General features: G+C 39.6%; 15 protein-coding genes and 1 other RNA gene. 9 read left to right on the top strand and 7 right to left on the bottom strand.

Annotation, left to right across the window (positions count from 1 at the left end; genetic code table 11):
- Nucleotides 1-494 precede the first annotated feature (494 nt).
- Nucleotides 495-1,472, top strand: a complete 978-nt coding sequence (gene trhO, locus ACOB80_RS19610; RefSeq protein ID WP_473167573.1) for an oxygen-dependent tRNA uridine(34) hydroxylase TrhO — start codon at nt 495-497, stop codon at nt 1,470-1,472.
- A 93-nt stretch (nt 1,473-1,565) separates the two neighbouring features.
- Here the strand turns inward: trhO and metK are convergent, their stop codons facing one another.
- From metK to ACOB80_RS19630, 4 genes are all read right to left on the bottom strand, one after another.
- Complete coding sequence (gene metK, locus ACOB80_RS19615; protein WP_473167574.1) at nt 1,566-2,753, bottom strand: methionine adenosyltransferase; 1,188 nt, start codon at nt 2,751-2,753, stop codon at nt 1,566-1,568.
- A 271-nt stretch (nt 2,754-3,024) separates the two neighbouring features.
- Entirely contained in the window at nt 3,025-3,825 is an 801-nt protein-coding gene (gene murI / locus ACOB80_RS19620; RefSeq protein WP_473167575.1) for a glutamate racemase, read from the bottom strand.
- Nucleotides 3,826-3,888: 63 nt separating this feature from the next.
- Nucleotides 3,889-4,069: non-coding RNA, 6S RNA (gene ssrS, locus ACOB80_RS19625), on the bottom strand.
- A 110-nt stretch (nt 4,070-4,179) separates the two neighbouring features.
- Entirely contained in the window at nt 4,180-4,488 is a 309-nt protein-coding gene (locus ACOB80_RS19630) for a cell division protein ZapA (RefSeq protein WP_473167576.1), read from the bottom strand.
- A 262-nt stretch (nt 4,489-4,750) separates the two neighbouring features.
- Between ACOB80_RS19630 and ACOB80_RS19635 the strand changes: the two genes are divergently transcribed.
- From ACOB80_RS19635 to ACOB80_RS19670, 8 genes are all read left to right on the top strand, one after another.
- The gene (locus ACOB80_RS19635) at nt 4,751-5,317 is read left to right on the top strand and encodes a UPF0149 family protein (RefSeq protein WP_473167577.1); all 567 of its coding nucleotides are present in this window, start codon (nt 4,751-4,753) and stop codon (nt 5,315-5,317) included.
- A complete protein-coding gene (locus ACOB80_RS19640; protein WP_473167578.1) occupies nt 5,317-6,651 on the top strand; it encodes an aminopeptidase P N-terminal domain-containing protein in 1,335 nt (444 codons plus the stop codon). Before ACOB80_RS19635 ends, ACOB80_RS19640 begins: the two co-directional genes overlap by 1 nt.
- Nucleotides 6,652-7,884 carry a 2-octaprenyl-6-methoxyphenyl hydroxylase gene (gene ubiH / locus ACOB80_RS19645; RefSeq protein WP_473167579.1) on the top strand — a complete coding sequence of 411 codons (1,233 nt, stop codon included), beginning with the start codon at nt 6,652-6,654 and terminating at the stop codon, nt 7,882-7,884.
- Between the two features lie 81 nt (nt 7,885-7,965).
- Complete coding sequence (locus ACOB80_RS19650; protein ID WP_473167580.1) at nt 7,966-9,195, top strand: UbiH/UbiF/VisC/COQ6 family ubiquinone biosynthesis hydroxylase; 1,230 nt, start codon at nt 7,966-7,968, stop codon at nt 9,193-9,195.
- A 334-nt stretch (nt 9,196-9,529) separates the two neighbouring features.
- A complete protein-coding gene (gene gcvT, locus ACOB80_RS19655) occupies nt 9,530-10,621 on the top strand; it encodes a glycine cleavage system aminomethyltransferase GcvT (RefSeq protein WP_473167581.1) in 1,092 nt (363 codons plus the stop codon).
- Between the two features lie 111 nt (nt 10,622-10,732).
- Nucleotides 10,733-11,122 carry a glycine cleavage system protein GcvH gene (gene gcvH / locus ACOB80_RS19660; protein ID WP_473167582.1) on the top strand — a complete coding sequence of 130 codons (390 nt, stop codon included), beginning with the start codon at nt 10,733-10,735 and terminating at the stop codon, nt 11,120-11,122.
- A gap of 254 nt (nt 11,123-11,376) precedes the next feature.
- Entirely contained in the window at nt 11,377-14,265 is a 2,889-nt protein-coding gene (gene gcvP / locus ACOB80_RS19665; protein ID WP_473167583.1) for an aminomethyl-transferring glycine dehydrogenase, read from the top strand.
- A 168-nt stretch (nt 14,266-14,433) separates the two neighbouring features.
- Nucleotides 14,434-15,369 (top strand): ABC transporter substrate-binding protein, encoded by a 936-nt coding sequence (locus ACOB80_RS19670; RefSeq protein WP_473167584.1) that lies wholly within the window; start codon nt 14,434-14,436, stop codon nt 15,367-15,369.
- Between the two features lie 74 nt (nt 15,370-15,443).
- Here ACOB80_RS19670 and ACOB80_RS19675 read toward each other — a convergent pair whose 3' ends face one another.
- The 3 genes from ACOB80_RS19675 to ACOB80_RS19685 form a co-directional block, all read right to left on the bottom strand.
- Complete coding sequence (locus tag ACOB80_RS19675) at nt 15,444-19,157, bottom strand: sensor histidine kinase (protein ID WP_473167585.1); 3,714 nt, start codon at nt 19,155-19,157, stop codon at nt 15,444-15,446.
- Between the two features lie 266 nt (nt 19,158-19,423).
- On the bottom strand, nt 19,424-20,272 hold the full coding sequence (locus tag ACOB80_RS19680; RefSeq protein WP_473167586.1) for an HAD family hydrolase: 849 nt from the start codon (nt 20,270-20,272) through the stop codon (nt 19,424-19,426).
- Nucleotides 20,273-20,298: 26 nt separating this feature from the next.
- The gene (locus tag ACOB80_RS19685; protein WP_473167587.1) at nt 20,299-20,619 is read right to left on the bottom strand and encodes a DUF6482 family protein; all 321 of its coding nucleotides are present in this window, start codon (nt 20,617-20,619) and stop codon (nt 20,299-20,301) included.
- Nucleotides 20,620-20,713: the final 94 nt, after the last annotated feature.

Raw genomic sequence — 20,713 nt, forward strand, 5'->3', positions numbered from 1 at the left:
AATATTCTGTTTTACGAAGCTAAAGAATGAAGCAGAGTAGGACACCGCTCTATGCCATCCCTGGCATCGCGGCATTAGTGCATCCATGCACGTCATTGCTAGGCACCTATTTAGAAAGAAAAGCCGCTCGATGAGCGGCTTTTTTTATACCTAGCATTTAGAGGTCGATAAAAACATTCGTCTCGGTAATTACTCCTGCATTACTTTAATAGCCTACATCCATGTAGGAACCAGAATATTATCGATATTAGAACTTCCATGTTCATAAAACCCGCAGTTAACGCTACGGTTTTTTTGCGTTTTAGAGTATGGAATTTCTTACTCTCCTTTTATTTTGCAATAGTCCGCTTTAGATTTTAATTAGCGGATAAAGCTAAGATGACCACCTTTTTATTATCATAGTTTATTCATTTGCTATCTTCTGTTAGAATCCGCACTCATTTTTCATCTGTTGGGTTCCAGATTTACGCTCTGGCTCACTTTATAGGTAGTTTATGCAAAATATTACAGTATGCGCATTATATAAGTTCGTGCGCCTTGAAAACTTTGAACAGTTAAAAGAACCTTTGTTAAACAAAATGCTTGAAACCGATGTTCGAGGCACCTTGTTATTAGCAAATGAAGGTATTAACGGTACTATTGCAGGTAGCGACGAAGCTGTTAAAGGTATCTTAGATCATCTAGCTCAAGACGAAAGGCTAGGTCGTGTAGACCATAAGTTTTCATATGCTGAATCTAATCCATTCCAGCGTTCTAAAGTGAAGCTTAAGAAAGAAATCGTCACTATGGGAGTTGAAGGCATAGACCCTCGCCATACTGTTGGTACCTACGTTAAACCTAAAGATTGGAACGAGCTGATTTCAGACCCTGAAGTTTTACTTATTGATACTCGTAATGATTATGAAGTGGAGATTGGTACATTTGAAAATGCTGTTAATCCAAATACAGAAACGTTTAGAGAGTTTCCAGAATACGTTGCCCAAAACTTAGATAAAACTAAGCACAAGAAAGTTGCGATGTTCTGTACTGGCGGTATTCGTTGCGAAAAATCGACTGCTTATTTAAAAGAGCAAGGATTTGAAGATGTTTACCACTTAGAGGGCGGCATCTTGAAGTACTTAGAAGAAGTAGAAGAAAAAGATTCAATGTGGAAAGGCGATTGTTTTGTCTTTGATGGACGCGTTGCTGTAACTCATGGCCTTGAACAAGGCATTTATGATCAATGCTTTGCTTGTCGTTATCCAATCACTGAAGAGGAAAAACAAAGCGAGCATTATATTAAAGGTGTTAGTTGTCCTAAGTGCGTAGATAAATATACGCCTGAGCAACGTGAACGTTTTGCGGAACGAGAAAAGCAAATTAACTTAGCGAAAGAACGCGGTGAAAATCACATTGGTGGTGATGTAGAGCAGGTGATTGCTCAACGTAGAGCTGATAAACTGGCAGTGAAACAGGAACAAGCAAAGAAGTAGTATCTTCGTAATACTGCTTAGTGAATTGAGTAAATAATTTTCACATAAAAAAAGAGCGGCAATTGCCGCTCTTTTTTATGATTAAGAAGCTTCTTAGATGCCCGCAGATGCGCGCAATGCGTCAGCCTTGTCTGTTTTCTCCCAAGAGAAAGCAGTAAATGTGTCATCGCCAACAGTCATTTCAAATGGTTCACGTCCAAAATGTCCGTAAGCTGCAGTTTCACGGTACATCGGGTGTAATAGGTCTAGCATTTTAGTAATGCCATAAGGACGTAAATCAAAGTGTTCACGTACTAACTCGATTAACTTATCTTCAGATACCTTACCTGTACCAAACGTCTCGATTGAGATAGAAGTAGGCTCAGCAACACCAATTGCGTAAGAAACTTGAATTTCACAGCGATCAGCAAGTCCGGCAGCTACAATGTTTTTCGCAACATAGCGACCTGCATAAGCAGCACTGCGATCAACTTTTGATGGATCTTTACCTGAGAAAGCGCCGCCACCATGGCGAGCCATACCGCCGTATGTATCAACAATAATTTTACGACCGGTTAAACCACAATCGCCAACAGGGCCACCGATAACGAATCGACCCGTTGGGTTAATAAAGTACTTAGTGTCTTCGTTTAATAACTCAGCTGGTAACACCGCTTTAATAATGTTTTCCATTACTGCTTCGTGTAGGTCATCTTGTGATATTTCAGGGTTGTGCTGTGTCGAAAGTACCACAGCATCAATTGCAACTGGCTTATTATCTTCATATACAAACGTTACTTGAGATTTCGCATCTGGACGTAACCAAGGTAATACACCCGACTTACGCATTTCTGCTTGACGCTCAACTAAACGGTGTGAATAGTAAAGTGGGGCAGGCATTAAGGTTTCGGTTTCGTTTGTTGCGTAACCAAACATTAGACCTTGGTCACCAGCACCTTGATCTTCTGGCTTTGCGCGATCAACACCTTGAGCGATTTCGGTAGATTGTTGACCTATAAGGTTCATAATGCCACAGGTTTCGCCATCAAAACCTACATCTGAAGAAGTGTAACCGATGTCACAAATTACTTTACGAGTTAAATCTTCTAAATCTACCCAAGCAGAAGTAGAGATTTCACCAGAAATAATTGCGACACCAGTTTTAACCATAGTTTCACAAGCAACGCGAGCGTGCTTATCTTTAGCAATAATTGCGTCTAATACCGCATCAGAGATTTGATCGGCAATTTTATCTGGGTGACCTTCTGAAACAGATTCAGAAGTAAAGTAATGTCTAGACATAAGACCTCATGTATTCATTTAAAGTCAGTTTTCGATAATGGAAAGCATTGTACCTAGGTTAATTTATAATATCTACTTTTTTACGCCTAGACGTCTAAATGGCCTAAAATGAACTTTTGCCTATTAGTCTTCCTCACTAATATAAAAAGCGAAGCTTAATTAGCGTTGCGAATCGATAGTAAAGTGCTATCAATCTCAAAGGGAAAATAACGGTTCCGGTAAAGTGTACGTTAAGGTCTAGCGATTAGATCTTTGCATGTAAAATAAATACTTATAAATTTAAACTTTCTATCAGTAATTTTTCTTGCCATAGCTGAGATGCTACAGCGCTAACTTTGTCTGTTAGATTCGTCGAGTAAAAGGAGCGAATTGGTTGAAACATTGGTTCGGCAAGCATTTGCTTAACATTGAGCGTCCTACTGAGTTGCTTTGTTACAGGTTCTGATGTTTCGATAATATTAATGTGCTCACCGGCTAATGTTTGAAGCTGATCTTTGATAAAAGGGTAGTGGGTACACCCTAAAACAACGGTGTCGACATTTTTTTTCACTAAAGGATTAATGAAACTTTCAAGTAATGCTTTAGTTGCCACCTTATCTTTTAAACCTGATTCAATAAGGTTAACAAGTCCTGGGCAAGCTTGGGTATAAACTTCACAGCCGTTACTATGTTCTTTAACTAACTGTATAAACTTATCGTTTTTTGACGTCGCTTGAGTCACTAAAATGCCTACTTTCTTATTGTCACTTGCTAGGGCAGCGGGCTTTATTCCTGGCTCAACTCCAATAATAGGAATCTTAATTCGCTCTCGTAACTGGTTGATAGCACTTACCGTTGCGGTATTACATGCAAGTACTATCGCTTTTACACCTTGCGAAACCAGGTAGTCGGCAATTAAGTTAACCCGTTCGATAATGGCTTGTTCACCTAGTTCTCCATAAGGTGCTTTTAAGTGATCTGCAATATATATAATAGATTCTTGAGGTAATAACTGTGTAATGCATTTAGTGATTGACAGGCCGCCTAAGCCAGAATCAAAGATACCTATTGGAGAGTGTTTTAATGCGTGCAAAGTGTTATCGGGGTAATTCAGAACTTGCTATGTTATATGACCTTTTTACTTGAAAGTAAAGGTATGGCTTCTGGAAAACGACAACTAACGTTAGACCCATGAACACCGGGTGTTCAGGGCGGAAATTGTGCTATCACCGTAGGCTTCCTGATACGTGTCAGGCTTGCACAATAGCAATAACTTAATTCCCTTAGGTAAAACTTATCGGCTCAGGGACATAGTTAGCCATCGTCCCCAGAAGACATGAGTTAATTATACTAAAACAAATGCTATGTTCTAAGTTTTTTTTGTGACAAATGGTTTGTTTGTAGAGGGAGTAGTCAGATTGAATAGAAGTTAAGCATTAACGTATTGTTATGCTTGTTTTTTGTCACCGGAAACTGCTTGTTCTATGGTATCTTGCAGTAAATCGATTTGACCTTGCATTTTGGCGCGTTCTTCTTCGAATTGTGCCTCTTTGGCTTGCAAGTCGTTAGCTAGGTTCAACGCAACCATTAACATGGTTTGTTCCGCTGTTTTTATTGCTTTTCCCTGATTTTGACATGCTTCAAGGCGGGAGTTAACTTCTTTAGCAGCTAGCAATAGCGCAGACTCCTGACCATGCGGACAGGCAATTTTTAGTCTACGACCAGCAACTTCTATACTAACTAAGTGTTGACCCATGAAATCTAATCTCAAAGAAAAAACTATTTAAAATTCAAACGTTAGAATTAAAAAATATGAAGAAAATATCTTTTTAACTCTCAAAGTTGAACTATAAACGACCAAGATCTCAGATACAAGCAAGAAATTAGCTAAAATGACATAGCGCAAACTATTTGTATAAAATGCGATCAACGCTATGTTCTAACAGTCAATTTCATTGTTATCTATACAAGTGCAATGGTAGGATAGAGGCATTGAAAATTTACATGAAACATTATTAATGTCTAACGATTCACTCGACTTTTCTTCACTCCAAGCAATTATCGCTTCTCACGGTGTAAAACTTCACGCTTCTGAAATTCACGGATTGCTAACAGGGCTTATTTGTGGCGGTTATCCTTTCGAAAAAAGTGACTATGTACCATTAATTGAAGATATGTTTAACGAAGGTAGTAGCCTGCCAGGTGAACTTAGAATTAATTTAAAGCTTTTATACAGTCAATTGTGGCAAGCGATTTTAGATGATAGCTATAGCTTTACTTTGTTACTCCCTGATGATGAAGATTCTCTTAAAGAAAGAGGTAATGCATTAGCTGTATGGGTACAAGGGTTTAATCTCGGGTTTGGTTTAGAGCAGAAAAATAACGCTGTGCTTTCAGATGATGTTAAAGAAGTGCTTACTGATTTTGCTGAAATCGCAAACTTGTCGGATGAAATTGAAGAAGACGAAAGTACTGAGCAGGCGTTTTTTGAAATTGCGGAATACGTGCGCATTTCCGCGTTATTGTGCTTTACCGAGTTAGGCACACCTCCAGAATCAAAAACTGAAGAAGAAACCGTTCACTAATGACTCAAACTAGTGCCATTGCCAAAACCGTTTATCAAGCTAGGCGTCAGAAAATAGCCGAGCAACTTCCCGATAATTCTGCAGCAGTTGTATTTTCGGGAAGTGAAGTTACACGCAGTAACGATACCGAATATTTATTTTGCCCGGCTAAATCATTTTATTATTTAACCGGTTTTAAAGAAGCTGACGCTATCTGTATTATTGAGAAGAGTAATAATAAGGTTACCAGTACTTTATTTTGCCTTCCAAAAGACCCTCTGCAAGAGGTTTGGCATGGCCGCAGAGTTGGCGCAGAGAGCGCTGCTTCTGTTTTTGGTTTTGATCACAGCTATTCTCTGAATGAAGTAGATGACCGCCTACCTATACTGGTTGAGAACAAAGAACACTTATTCTTTGACCATAGTGAATCAAAGCACCACCGAGATAACATCGAAAAATGGCTTGAGGTTGTTAGAAAGCAAGAAAGACAAGGCATCAGTTGTCCAAAAAATTTAAGCGATTTAAAGCCATTTATAAACGAAGCACGACTTAAAAAATCTGCTGAAGAAATATCACTAATGAAAGTAGCCAGTGGTATTAGCAGTGCTGCTCATAAAAAAGCGATGGCAACAACTAAACCAGGTGCCTATGAGTATCAAGTTGAGGCTGAATTACTGTATGTCATGGCTAAACAAGGGGCGAGAGTTGCTGCTTACAATTCGATAGTTGCTGGTGGCGACAACGCTAATATTCTTCATTACACCGAAAATAGTGACCAACTTTTAGATGGCGAGCTTCTGTTAATCGACGCAGGTGGCGAATACCAAGGTTATGCTGCGGATATTACTAGAACCTTTCCTATTAACGGCAAATTCTCTGTTGAACAAAAGGCGCTTTATGAATTAGTGCTTAAAGCGCAAGAATCTTGTATCGAAGCGATAGCACCCGGAAAAAGCCTCGGTGAGCTAAATGTAATTTGTGAGCGTATCCTTACAGAAGGTTTACATCAGTTAGGACTATTATCTGGCGAATTAAGTGAGCTAATAGAACAAAGAACGTGTAAGAAGTATTTCATTCACGGCTTAGGACACTGGTTAGGGTTAGACGTTCATGATGTTGGTGACTATAAAATGAAGGATGGACGACAAACAAGACCATTTGAACCCGGAATGGTCATGACAATCGAACCTGGTATTTATATACCAAGCGACGATTTATCGGTAGATGAAAAATGGCGTGGTATCGCTATTCGCATTGAAGACAATATTTTAGTCACTGAATCTGGTTATGAAAACTTAACAACCGTGGTTAAATCTGTTGAAGAAATAGAGCAACTTGTAGGGACTGATTGCTAAATGAATAACAAGCAACTAGAAGGTCAATCAACGCATTTTGACTTTATCGTTGTTGGTGGTGGATTATCTGGCTGCTTAACAGCGTTGGCGTTAAGCCAGCTTAAAAAAGGCTCCTCTGCTTTGTCAATCGCGGTCATAGAACCTCAAGTTCAAGAAAGTGGTGCTGCGTTGTCGTTTGATTCTCGTGTACTCGCCTTATCCCATGGTAGCGCTAGCTATCTAAAAGAGCTTTCAGTTTGGGCCGACATTCAATCAAAAGCCAACCCCATTGAAGAAATCCATATATCAGATCGTGGCAACTACGGTAAAGCACGTATATATGCGAAAGATCACAATGTTGATGCCGTAGGCTACGTGGTTGAAATGTCTCTGTTGGGCGATGCTATTTTTAATGTTGCGAAACGACAAGCAAATATTTCTTGGTTTATGCCGGAGGAAATAAGCGCTATTGGTATGACAGCCGAAAGTGCATCTGTTTTACTCAAGTCGGGTACAAAATTAACGTCGTCGTTATTAATTGCGTGTGATGGTGGTCAATCATATTGTCGCCAGTGGGCAAACATTGAAAACTCTGCAAAGGATTATGACCAAGTTGCAGTTATAGCGAATGTGGAAATGGCTAAACCACATAATAACAAAGCGTTTGAGCGTTTCACTAACACTGGCCCCATTGCTATGTTGCCGCTAACAGATAATAAAAATCGTGATAGCGCAAAATGTTCCTTGGTGTGGAGCTTAACGCCTAATGAAGCTGAACATGTTATGGCGCTTAGCGAAGACGCGTTTAAAAATGAACTAGCTAACTCTTTTGGTTATTGGTCGGGAAATGTAAGTCGCATTGGTAAGAGGGCTTGCTACCCATTAAAACTTATTCAGGCAAATGAACAAATTAGCCACCGATTAATTTTGGTTGGTAACGCTTCTCATACCATTCACCCGATAGCCGGCCAAGGTTTTAATTTGGGGTTAAGAGACGTCAAAGCGTTAGCAAAGCATATACATAATCAACTAAGTATAGAAAACGCTGATGTTGGTCAATTAGCTTCTTTGATGACATATGCAAGTGAGCGTCAGCAAGACCACGGCAATATTATTAAACTAACTGACTCTCTAGTTACTTTGTTTTCTAATGACTTAGTGCCTTTGGTTGTCGGGCGTAATATTGGCTTAAAAGCACTTAATTACCTAAAGCCAGCGAAACAGGCTTTTGTGCAAAAGACGATGGGCTATTAGTACTACTTCTCGTATTTGTAATGAATGGTACGTTCTTACTCGTCGAATTTATTTAATTAACATTCTCATGGAAATGAAAACATGCAAAGGTTTGATGTACTAATTGTTGGTGGTGGTATGGTTGGCCTAGCAACAGCACTAGCAATTCGTCACTTTACCCAATACTCTGTCGCCATTGTTGATACACAACAAATAACAGAGCTTCCGAAAGAGCACGATGTACGTGTAAGCGCGTTAAACTTAGCGAGTCAGCAACTTTTATCAAAACTGGGTGCTTGGTCTGCAATAGAAAACAGTCGCTGTCAGCCTTATACCCATATGCATGTGTGGGATGACATGGGCTATGGAAAACTAGATTTTGATGCTACTGATGTATCAAACCTAAACCAACTTGCTCACGGAGGCCAACTTGGTTGGATCGTCGAAAATAATGTGATTCGCAGAGCTCTGTGGAAGCAAGCGGAATTAGATTCTGGCATTAGCTTTTTCCAACAAGAAAAGCTAACCAGCTTATCCCAAGGTGACAAAGAAGTTTTCGCTACATTCGAGACTCAGCCACCCATAATAGCTAGATTAGTGGTTGGCGCCGATGGTGCAAACTCTTGGGTGAGACAACAAGCGAATATCGCAATGACTTTTCGCGACTATGATCATCATGCCATTGTCGCAACTGTTCAGTGTGAACAAGGGCACCAATTAACAGCGTGGCAGAACTTTTTACCTACAGGTCCTTTGGCATTTCTTCCTCTGGACAGCGAAAACAACAAGCTTTGTTCTATTGTGTGGTCGGCAACCCCTGAAAAGTGCGATGAGTTAATGGCTATAGATGCAGAAGCGTTTGGTCAAGCACTTACCGCAGCTAGCGATGGCAAATTAGGCACAGTTACTCTCAAAACTGATACGTTTCGTTTTCCTTTAACGATGCGATACGCTCAGTCGTTTGTGGAAAATAGAATCGTTTTAGTTGGTGATGCTGCTCACACTATTCATCCGTTAGCAGGACAAGGCGTAAATCTAGGTTTTGTTGATGCTGCAAGTCTTGCGCAAATTCTTGGACAAGCAAAACGCAGTTCAACATGGCCTGACGAATCTAGTTTGCTAGCATACCAAAGATGGCGCAAAGCTGATGCTATGTCGATGATTTCAGCTATGGAAGGGATCAAACAAGCATTTACGCCTCAGCATGAGCCTTTAAAATTTCTGCGAGGAATGGGGATGACGCTAGTTAACAATGTCCCTTTAATTAAACAGCAGTTAATTAAACAAGCGCTTGGTCAAAAAGACAATTTGCCCGAATTAATGTCGAGCTGAAGAAAAACTAAATTTTAATCTGACTAATTGGTTAATTATGCAATAAAATACGGTCGACAGGGGTAATTGTCAGTAATTGTTCCGTGAACAGACGAATTATTTACATAAATACTCTTAAAACCAATGATTTTAAAAATATAATTCTGAATAGTGTTTTGATGGTGTCTAAAATTCGGAAATATAACGTTTCGTGGTTTTTTATTTGAAAAATACATCTTTATTTGTTGAATCGATAAAATGAGGTGGTTATAATTGCCGCCACATTTTTGTATTGCCTGTCTACATTGCTTTTATTTTAGACAGGTAAACAGCGACAATTTGATTGGAAATAATAATGACGAACAAGACTGTATTACATGCTAAGCACCTAGAGTCTGGCGCTAAAATGGTTGATTTTCACGGTTGGGAAATGCCGATTAATTATGGTTCGCAAATTGAGGAACACCACGCTGTTCGTCAAGATGCTGGTATGTTCGATGTTTCGCACATGACAATTGTCGATATCAAAGGCGCAGACGCAAAAGCTTACTTACGTCGTTTAGTTATTAATGACGTTGCTAAATTAGAAGTAGCAGGCAAAGCTCTTTACACGGGTATGTGTAACGAAGAAGGCGGCGTAATCGACGACCTAATCATCTATCACTTCTCAGAAACTGATTACCGTTTAGTTGTTAACTCAGCAACTCGCGAAAAAGATATTGCTTGGATGAACAAGCAAGCTGAAGGTTTCGATATCACTATTACTGAGCGCCCCGAGTTCGGCATGATCGCTGTTCAAGGCCCAGAAGCAAAAGCAAAAGTAGCGACAGTTCTTTCTGCTGAGCAACAAGGCGCAGTTGAAGGCATGAAGCCTTTCTTCGGTGTTCAAGCTGGCGAGTTATTCATTGCAACAACAGGCTACACAGGTGAAAACGGTTACGAAATCGTTGTACCAGAAGCACAAGCTGCTGATTTATGGCAACAACTATTAGACGCTGGCGTTAAACCTTGTGGTTTAGGTGCTCGTGATACACTTCGTTTAGAAGCTGGCATGAACCTTTACGGTTTAGATATGGACGAGTCAGTATCTCCATTAGCTGCAAACATGGCGTGGACGATTTCTTGGGAACCAGCAGACCGTAACTTCATCGGTCGTGACGTAATCGCAGCACAACGCGAAGCTGGCGACCAACCAAAGCTTGTTGGTTTAGTGATGACTGAAAAAGGTGTATTACGTACAGGTCTTAAAGTTGTTACTGAAGCAGGCGAAGGTGAAATTACTTCAGGTACTTTCTCACCAACGTTACAACACTCTATCGCAATGGCTCGTGTACCACGCAGCGTAAAAGTAGGCGATGAAGTTGAAGTTGAAATGCGTAAGAAGTTAGTTAAGGTTAAAGTTGTTAAGCCTAGCTTCGTTCGTAACGGTAAAAGCCAACTAGATTAATTTAATTGCGTCAATTTGGTAGAATTGACGCGAATCTGTTCTATAGTGAAAATTCACGCAGAACATTAAACAAAGTTTAATAACAATTACAGAAACATTAGGAACAAGAAAATGAGCAACATTCCTTCAGAATTAAGATATGCAACGTCACATGAGTGGGTACGTAACGAAGGTGACGGTATCGTTACTGTAGGTATTACTGAGCACGCTCAGGAACTACTAGGCGATATGGTATTTGTTGAATTACCAGAAGTTGGCGAAGCTGTAAGTACTGGTGATGATGTAGCTGTTGCTGAGTCAGTAAAAGCTGCTTCAGACATTTATGCTCCAGTATCTGGTGAAATTGTTGAAGTAAACGAAGACTTAGAAGATTCTCCTGAATTAGTTAACTCAGACGCGTTTGGCGACGGTTGGATGTTCAAGATCAAGCTTGAAGATGCAGGCGAGTTAGAGAGCCTACTTGACGCTGAAGGTTACGAGAATTCGATCGACGAAGACTAATTTTCGGTCACGTTTCGCTTTTATAGTGCGTTGCTCTCGTATTTCGTCTTAATCACTTAGGTAACTAAGCTCATAAGACTCAATACTTTAGCGCCTTCTCTAAAAACGAATCGTTTACGAAAGTAAAAAGTTCTTTGTTAATAAAACCTTAACTCCGTTTGTTACGTAGTTAAGGACTCAGATTTAAGCCTCGGAATGATGAAAATGACGGGGCTTTGTTTTTTCTTACTTGTTTTTCTTAGGTAAGCAGTTTTATGACTACTCAATCACTAAAAGATTTAGAACAAACTCAAGACTTTATTCGCCGCCATATTGGCCCAGATGAAGCACAAACACAGGCGATGCTAAATGAAATTGGCGCCGAATCAGTTGACGCTCTTATTGATGAAATCGTGCCTAGCGACATTCGCTTAGCTGATCTTCCTGCGATTGAGGAAAGCAAAACTGAAGTTAAAGCACTAGCTGATTTAAAAGCTGTTGCGAGCAAAAACAAAGTTAACACTAGCCACATTGGTTTAGGTTACTATGGCACGCTAACACCAAACGTAATTTTACGTAACGTGTTAGAGAATCCAGGCTGGTACACAGCGTACACGCCGTACCAACCAGAAATTGCACAAGGTCGTTTAGAGTCTCTTCTTAACTACCAACAAATGTGTTTAGACCTTACTGGTTTAGACTTAGCGTCAGCATCACTTCTTGACGAAGCAACTGCAGCAGCAGAAGCTATGGCACTTGCTAAGCGTGTTTCTAAAAACAAAAAATCAAACTTATTCTTTGTAGCGGATAACGTATACCCACAAACAATTGACGTTGTTAAACAACGTGCTGAGATGTTTGGTTTTGACGTTATCGTTGCAGATGCAGATACTGTAGGTGAGCACGATGTATTCGGCGCACTTTTACAATACCCAAGTGCTTCTGGTGAAGTTCGCGACATTTCGACTCTTATTGAGCAAGTACATGCGAAAAAAGGTATCGTTGCAGTAGCTGCTGATATCATGAGCTTAGTATTGCTTAAAGCGCCAGGCGAATTAGGTGCCGACGTAGTTATCGGTTCAAGCCAACGTTTTGGTGTTCCTATGGGCTACGGTGGTCCACACGCAGCATTCTTCACTACCAGTGACAAATACAAGCGTTCTATGCCTGGTCGTATTATCGGTGTATCAAAAGATACGCGCGGTAAAGATGCATTACGTATGGCAATGCAAACACGTGAGCAACACATCCGCCGTGAAAAAGCGAACTCAAACATTTGTACTGCGCAGGTGTTATTAGCAAACATGGCTGCGTTCTACGCGGTTTACCACGGTCCTCAAGGTCTTAAAACAATTGCTAACCGTATTCACCGTTTAACTGACATCTTATGTTTAGGTACAGCGACTAAAGGTTTACAAGCTGTTCACGCTAACTACTTCGACACACTAACGTTTAACGTAGACAACAAAGAAGAAGTTGTATCTCGCGCATTAGCGGCAGACATCAACTTACGTACAGACGTTGACGGCCAAGTAAGTGTTTCTTTAGATGAAACAACAACTCGTGAAGGTGTTGCGGCATTATTTGACGTATTACTAGGTGAAGGTCACGGCTTAGACGTAGCAGAATTAGACCAGAAGATTGTTGATTGTGGTCATTCTTCAATTCCTGCTGAATTAGTACGTGAATCAGAAATTTTAACGCACCCGGTATTTAACTCATACCACAGCGAAACAGAAATGCTTCGCTACATTAAGAAGCTAGAAAACAAAGATTTAGCACTTAACCACTCAATGATCTCATTAGGCTCTTGTACTATGAAGCTTAATGCGACAGCGCAAATGATCCCAGTATCATGGCCTGAGTTTGCAAACATGCACCCGTTTGCACCAGTTGACCAAGCGCAAGGTTATGCAGAAATGATCAACGAACTAGGCGACTGGTTAGTTGAACTTACTGGCTACGACAACATCTCAATGCAACCTAACTCAGGTGCACAAGGTGAGTACGCTGGTCTTATCGCAATTCACAAGTACCACGAAAGCCGAGGTGATGCGCACAGAAACATTTGTTTAATTCCTTCTTCTGCGCACGGTACTAACCCAGCTTCTGCACAAATGGTTGGTATGAAAGTAGTTGTTGTTGACTGTGACAAAGACGGTAACGTAGACATGGCTGACCTTAAAGCGAAAGCTGAAGAGTTAGCAGAAAACTTATCTTGTATCATGATCACATACCCGTCTACTCACGGCGTATATGAAACAACAATTCGTGAAATTTGTGAAATCGTTCACGCGAACGGCGGCCAAGTATACCTTGACGGCGCAAACATGAACGCACAGGTTGGTTTAACGTCTCCTGGTTACATCGGTGCTGACGTTTCTCACTTAAACCTTCATAAAACATTCGCTATTCCACATGGTGGTGGTGGCCCAGGTATGGGTCCTATCGGTGTTAAATCACACCTAGCGCCATTCTTACCAGATCACGCGCTAATCACTGTGAATGAAAACACAAAAGGTAACGGTGCGGTATCTGCAGCGCCATTTGGTTCAGCTGGTATCTTATGTATTTCTTACCTTTACGTTGCACTTCTTGGTAAGCAAGGCGTAACTGACTCAACGAAATACGCAATTACTAACGCTAACTACTTAGCGAAGAAGTTAAGCGAGCACTACCCAATTCTTTACACTGGTGCTAATGGCCGTGTTGCTCACGAATGTATCGTTGACTTACGTCCACTTAAAGAAGCATCTGGCATCACAGAAATGGACGTAGCTAAGCGCTTAATGGACTACGGTTTCCACGCACCAACAATGTCGTTCCCAGTAGCAGGTACGTTAATGATCGAGCCAACTGAGTCAGAAGCAAAAGTTGAAATCGACCGTTTCATTGAAGCAATGGTTTGTATTCGCGATGAAATCCGTAAAGTAGAGCAGGGCGAGTGGACATTAGAAGATAACCCTCTTCACAATGCACCACATACACTAGCTGACATTACAGACGCTAACTGGGATCGTGCTTACACAACAGCAGAAGCTGTATTCCCTGTAGCAGCGGCAGCAGCTAACAAATTCTGGCCTACAGTTAACCGTATCGACGACGTATACGGTGACCGTAACCTAATTTGTTCTTGCCCAGCGGTAGATACGTATAAAGACTAATTTGGTCTAAAATTAAAAACAACTGAAGTTGGAATCATCTTCAGTAAAAAGCGAGCTCAATGTAGCTCGCTTTTTTTATAAAAATTTTATCACAATCAGAATTAGCTACAGATTATGTCGTATAATTACATGGTTAAAGGCTGAGCCCTTAAAATGCATAGGTTGTTGATGAAAGTAGTAATTGGTTTATTTTTGATTCTCTCGGTTTGTTTGCCTTTTAATTCATTGGCCAAAGAGCAAATCTATATTCCATTGAATGAATGGGCAAGTCAGCGTGTGTTATCTAAAGCGATTGGTAAAGTTATTCGTGACTCTGGTATTCCCGTTGAATACATTGAAATAAGTGTAGAAGATCAGTGGGGAGCACTGAAGAGAGGGGCTATTCATTTTCAAATTGAAATATGGGAGCCTTCGATGAAACAGCGTTTTAATCCTCTTGTTACTAACAATGAAATTATTGATATGGGGACACACAAAGCGACTGTTATCGAAGACTGGTGGTATCCCAATTATGTTGAAAAATATTGTCCCTCATTGCCTAAGTGGACAGCTTTGAATCAATGTATTGCACTATTTAAGAAAAAGCCTTCGGATGCTAAAGGGGTCTATTATGGTGGTCCATGGGATTATGGTGATGCTGATATTATCCGTGCATTGAACATAAATTTTCAAATTAGCCGTTTAGCGAATGGCACAGAATTATGGCAGCAATTGGAATTTGCTATAGAAAATCAACAACCGATTGTATTGTTAAATTGGAGTCCGAACTGGACCGATAAATATGCCAATGGCTCTTTCATTCAATTTCCGGAATATGAAGAGCAGTGCGAAATCAATCCAGATTGGGGGCTAAATAAAGATTACGTAAAGGACTGTGGAAATCGAAAGCACGGTTGGTTAAAAAAAGCTGCTTCTAAAGCACTCCAACAACATAACTTCTGTGTTTTTCAGTTTATTGAACAGGTTAATTTTACAAAAGATATGATGGTAGATGCGTCCTCTCTGGTGGTTGTCGAAAAATTGACTGAAGAAGAGGCTGCACAGCGCTGGATAGAAACTTATGTTTCTGAAATTAAGCGTTGGCGTTCAAATACATGTTTGTAGGCTATTGAGCTTCTCTCACTTTTAAATGTCGAGTAATGAATAAGCCACAAAATGAGTAAAAGTATCATCCTTAATTAAATAGAAATTGATTTATCTAAATTTTGATTCTTTTTAAATACAAGCCTGAAACAGACGCCGTTCTCTGCCTCTGTTAGAGATATTTCACTATCTAGAATGCTGACCATGATATTACTCGCCATATTTAAACCAATACCTAAACCACCGCTGGTCAGAGCATCGGTTGAGAATGCGTCAAACAGTTTATCACTCGCGATACCTCCGATTCCTTGACCATTATCCTTGTATTCAAGAATGATGTAATCATCAGTTTGCTCAGTAATTTCTAGCGTAATCGTAGGTTGAGGAATTGTGTTTGTAAATGCGTATTTGAAACTATTATCAAAAAGCTCAGTTAAAACATCATGAATAGCTCTAGAAGAGCTGTACATCATAATTGGGTTATCATGGTGCCATTTGATATCTACACGCTGAGTTTGTGCTTGGTCTTGGTATTTATCGACTAATTGTTGTATGACCCTATCTAAGTTTATATCTGTAAAAACGTAATCATTATCACGAACAGAGATTCGCTTAAATTCATTTATCAATGTGATTGCTTTATTAATATTGTCTTGGCAAAGTTTGTTTGCTTGGCCGTATTTCTCTTGGTAGTTTTCAAATTTCTCTCGGCTTAATTTACCAGAAGATAAATTCTCTATTAAGCTATCTGCTTCGTGTTGTAGTGAGCTCAGGGATGTTTTGGCGATACTGAGTGGGGTATTTATTTCGTGAGCTAATCCACAAACTAAGTTAGTGAGAGCAGACATTTTTTCCATCTGAATTAGTTTATTAGACGTTAACTCTAATTGCTTTATCGTGTTTTCTAGCTTTTGGTTTGATTGGGCTAAATCTTGTGTTCGTAAGTCAACTCTTTGCTCTAGTTCTGCATTTAGTGCGGCCAATTCAAGTTGAGCTTGTTTTAATTCAGATATGTTTTGTGTTGTGCCAACGATTTCTATCGCTTGGTTATTTTTGTCAAACTGGCTAACTTGCCCTCTATCGAGTACCCACGACCATTGATTTTCGTCATTTTTAATACGGTAATCGGCTTGATAAAGGTCAACATAACCATGCAGTGTTTGTAATAGTCGCTCTTTAACTCTTGCGAGATCATCTGGGTGAACGATACGTTCTAAATGGTTGAGTGAAAATGGCGTACGAGTTGGAATCGTTTTATCTTTATAGATTTTTTCACGGATCATCTCATTATCGGTGATACTCCAGTGCCATAAACTATCGCCACTTCCCCATAAAGCTAGTGATAATCTCTGTTGGCTTTCCTCGACTTCTTTAAAGTAGTTTAACTCAGCTTGGCGTTTTCTAAATTGCAAAAATATAATTAATGAGAGAATTAATACAACAAAGATGAAATAAACCCCATAAGCAAAAGATGTTTGCCACCAAGGAGCTTGAACCGTCAAATTCAGTCTTTTTATGTCACTAAATGCACTGTTTGGATGTGGGGTAGTCTTGACTTCAAATTGGTATTTTCCCTGACTTAACCGATAATAACTTGCTGAGTTATCTCCTGGTTTAGCTAGGTACCAGTTAGTATCAAGGGGTAAAAGTCGGTAGTAAAAATATAAATTTTGTGGGTTGGTTACATTAAGCGCTGAGAAATGAATGTCTAATAAGTCGGATGTTTTAATACTAAGGCTTTCACTGTAGCTTGCTCTGTTTAATAAGGGAGATTCGATTTGCCAAGCTTTACTTTTTAGTGGCGCATTTTGTAAGTAAAACTGGCTGATAATGACATCTGGATTTGCTTTTTCACTGACAATATCTTGCGGTAAAAAGTGATTTATACCATTTAGCCCGCCTAAATAAACTCTACCTTGTTCGTCAATTGTCTTTGCCGTGGTATTAAACTCTTTATGTTGAACTCCATCTTGTTCATTAAATGCAGTTATCTTTTTATTAGCAATGTTTAACCTTACTAGCCCCGAATTAGTACCTATCCATAAGTTATTGTCATGATCTATTTGTAGGGAGTAGAGGGTGTTATCAGGCAAGCCCTTTGTTTTATCAAAGTTTTGCACTGTGAAATTTCTGCTATCTATCATGGATAGACCCATATCGGTAGCAAGCCATATTCTACCGTCGTCATCTTTGGCCATACTGTTAATGACATCATCAATAATGCCATGGGATGCTTTGGTAATTTTGATAACTTTTAATGACTTTTTATTGAGTATGTTTAAGCCTTGACCATGAGTCGACGTCCAAATTCGTTCAAAGTCATCTTCTATTATTGAAGACACTTTATTGTGGCTCAAATGCAGTTCACTATTACCTTGTTTAGTCGCTGTGAAGGTATCAGTTTCGGCTGAGTATTTTGCTAGCCCATTGTAGTAGGTGCCTATCCATATATTGCTTTGTTTATCTTCAAGAATATTTAGCGCGCGACTACCCGGAAAACTACCCGGTATACTTTCTTGATAAATGTATTGCTTGAACGTCGTGCTGTTGTATGGTGCTTTAAATACGCCATTGTTTAAAGTACCGACCCACATAAAGTCTTTACGATCAAAATGAATGAAAGTAATAAAGTGCTTAGATAAGTAGTCAGGCAAGTTTAATTGTTTCGCATTTACAATCTGGTTGTTTAATCGGTCCCAGCGATAAAGGCCTTTACTTGTGCCAAACCAGGTAAAGCCATTTTTATCATTCTTGATGGCTCGAATGTCGTTATTGAATTTGATATCGAAAAACTCGTTATTGATGTGCCCAAAACTTTGCTTGCTAAAGGTAAATTGGGAGCTACCACCGCCAACAGAGGCAACCCAAATATTATTAACGGCATCTATGAATATCTCATTGATATTGTTGGTTCGAAGAGAGCTTGGTGAGTTCGGTTTATGGGTGATTTGTTGCCATTCACTGTTTTCATTCGGCATTACGAAAATGCCTGAAGTGCGCGTAGCGATCCATATATCACCTGAAGGGAGTTGAGCTATGTCGGTAATATAATGCTCCTCTAGTCCTTTTTCTATCAGCTCTAGAGGGGAATCAGCCTTGAAGTTACTGTAATTGAAAATTCCTTTGCTTGTTCCCAACCAAAATGTTCCGCTCTTGTCTTGAAAAATATCGGTAACATTTAGTTGGTCAACAATTTTTCTGAAGGAGCTACTGTCGGTATTAAACAAATAAAGACCATCGTGAATCCCAGCATAACAATTATCATTTTGGTCCTTAAAAATCGTGTTAACCGACTTGTTTGCTAGCTTTTCGTTTACGATTAGCATTTTATCTGGTTGCGCATTTTTCTTTTGTATAACGGCTATTCCAGCGTAATTAGCTACCCAGATATCACCATTGCATTCGATAATCTTATGGGTGACATTACTATCTGCAGACTGATTTATTAGAGATAGGTCCAGATTGTCGATTTTACCAGACTTTAAGTCGAAACGACTGACACCATGTGTGTCATAACCGATCCAAAGGTAGTTTGGAGCTTGAAAATAGAGTGTACGTATGTAATTGGCTGCTAAACCGTTTTGTTCGTTAGTGTTTTTGACATAAAACTGCTCAAAGCTAAACCCGTCGAAACGGTTGAGCCCGTTCTGAGTAGCAAACCATAAAAAACCTTGTTCATCTTGTGCAATTGCTGTAATTACATTTTGGCTTAATCCATTTTCAGTGTTGAAATGATTAAATCTAACATTGTCAGACCAGCATGAAATGGGGATGATGAAAAGCAGAATTAAATAACGGTAATACGTCATAAGCTATTTATTGCTCTGTTTTTTTAAGTTTAGCTACTTACTTGTATAACGGTTTTATCGGCATATTTCAAAGACATTAATGTAATCGCTAAAAGAAACTGTTTTTAATTTAAACAAAATTAGAGCGATTTTATGCGACTAAATAAATCCATTTTGAACGTTTTAAAATAAGTCAATCAACTTGCTTTGTTGGGCAAAATTAACAGTGGTAGCGTTTTTACGGCGCGCAGTTCTTTTTTATGACAATGTTACTTTTAACCGCCAAACTATAGCTCAAAGCGCTCTCTTAAAAACTTGGCAACGCCATCTTCATCATGATGGCCGATAACCGCAGTAGCGGCTTGTTTATTCTCTTGGTTAGCATTTTCTGGCGCATAACACTCGTCGGCTATATCGAACATACTCATATCATTGTCGCCATCGCCAAACACAATCACAGAATCAAGGTTTAACTGTTCCTTTAGACGTGTAACAGCTGTTCCTTTGTTGGCTTGGATATGATGAATGTCTATCCATCGGTACGCTTCATGTTCAACAGCCTGACCTGAATACGCAGTTAAATGTTCAATGCTTTCAATGTTATCGTGCGCTGAAATAACGTGTTCACTAGGGCCAATCATGCTGATATTGGTTATTTGAATACCGTCTGCAATTTTATCTACAGGCAACAGAGTTGTGCCGTTGAGCTCGCTTAAGCGCTCTAAGATTTGTTGTTCTATGTCGTTTTTGTACTCACCGTGGAAAATTAGGCGTTGACCATCGTTATCGATAGCACTAATAAATGGATGGGCAGAATCTGAATTCATCGCCGATAACGCTAATAAGCTTTCGTCTAAACTCAAGCAATTATCGAAGCTGAATAGATCTCGAGTAGGGCACCATGTAACCACGCCATTGGTATATATTTGCGGTAATGGAAAAGTATGGTTTTTAATAACTCTAGCCGCGGAAAGAAAGCTTCGTCCTGTTGCTAAGGTGTAGTGAATACCGCGCTTGCCCATCTCGTCCAATGTTTCCCTTGTGTATGGCGTTAGTTCTGACTGTTTGTTTAATAGTGTTCTATCTAGGTCAAACACGACAAGAGGGGTATTTTTTCGGAAGATATGTTGATTCAAAGTTTTGGCCTGCTGTATCTATAAAATTAATGTAAATGCTTTGGAATACTGTAAGGGTTTTTATTTAGCGGAACCTCTAAACGATTATTTATTTGTTTAGGTGGTTGGCCTACCATTTCATCGTAAGGACTTTCTTGGCGAAGAACAATCTCTTTAATGTTAAGGTTTTCGAATTGTTCTCGCATTTTTGTGAGGTTTCGTGTTGTAAGTGTTTTTTCATTATTGAGCCATACGTGGTGTTCAACGCCGTCAATCATGACTAATGCTTGATACAGTGCTTGTTCTAACGAGTTGATAATGAGTTTATCAATTTTCTTGTCTTTTAAATCCGCGAGCAATAACTTCATCTTTAGCCGAAAACCTCAATGGTGAGGCACTTTGTACCTCTGTCGTTAATTCGTTGTGCTTACACCTGGCAATACGCAGTTGTTATTCGTTTTG

This window comes from Thalassotalea coralli (assembly GCF_055786205.1).